This window comes from Xanthomonas sp. SHU 308, from assembly GCF_000364645.1.
GTDB lineage: Bacteria > Pseudomonadota > Gammaproteobacteria > Xanthomonadales > Xanthomonadaceae > Xanthomonas_A > Xanthomonas_A sontii.
Map to the genome: position 1 here is coordinate 1 of NZ_AQOK01000483.1, position 781 is coordinate 781.

2 protein-coding genes are annotated in these 781 nt (G+C 74.6%); both read right to left on the bottom strand.

From position 1 onward, the window contains the following. On the bottom strand, nt 1–379 hold a 379-nt coding region (locus tag D588_RS0114775), incomplete at its 3' end, for an EamA family transporter (protein WP_026143733.1). A 39-nt stretch (nt 380–418) separates the two neighbouring features. Further along, nucleotides 419–781, bottom strand: a 363-nt coding sequence (locus D588_RS24950; protein ID WP_017916535.1) for an AraC family transcriptional regulator, incomplete at its 5' end; no start/stop codon positions are given.

A 781-nucleotide genomic window follows, 5' to 3' on the forward strand; every position in this document is an offset into this window, starting at 1 on the left:
CCAGCCGGCGCAACCGCACCGCGCCGGCCGCGCGCGAGCCGATCACCGTGACCGCCGCCGGCAACAGGCCGATGATCAGCGCGGTGGCGGCGCCGCCGGCCCACTGCACCGCGCTGCCCAGCAGCACGTAGTAGACGATGTTGCCGAGCAGGCTCAGGCGCAGCAGCGCCCACCATTCTGGCGCGCCCAGCGGCGCGGTGGCGGCGCGCCAGCGCGGCAGCAGCACCACGGCGGCGATGGCGCCGTAGGCCAGGTAGCGCGAGATGGCCAGTTGCAGCGGCGAGAAAGCGCTCAGCAGTTGCGGCGCCAGGAACACCAGGCCCCACAGCGCGCCCGCGACCATGCCGGTGCCGACCCCTGCCCATAGACGTTCGCGCATGCGGTTCGTTTCCGTATCGGCCGTGTCAGCCGTGACGGCTCAGCATGCCGGCGCCGGCAGCGGCCGGCTTGTCCCAGACTCCTGTCCTGGCGCCGGGCGATGACGGCGGCGGTAGGCGGCCGGGGTCTGCCCGGTGCTGCGCTTGAGCGCGCGGGTCAGCGCGCTCTGGTCGGCATAGCCGCTGTCCTGGGCCAGGTCGGCGATCGGCCGGGTGCCGTGCGTCAGTTGCCGGCGCACCCAGTCCAGCCGCCGAGCCGCCACCCAGTCCTGCGGCGTGCGTCCGAACGCGGCGCGGAACAGCGCGTGCAGACGACTTGGGCTCAGGTGCGCCAGCTGCGCCATGCGCCGCACCGGCCAGTCCTGGCCGGGCGCGGCCTCGATGCGCCGGCAAAGCGCCTGCAG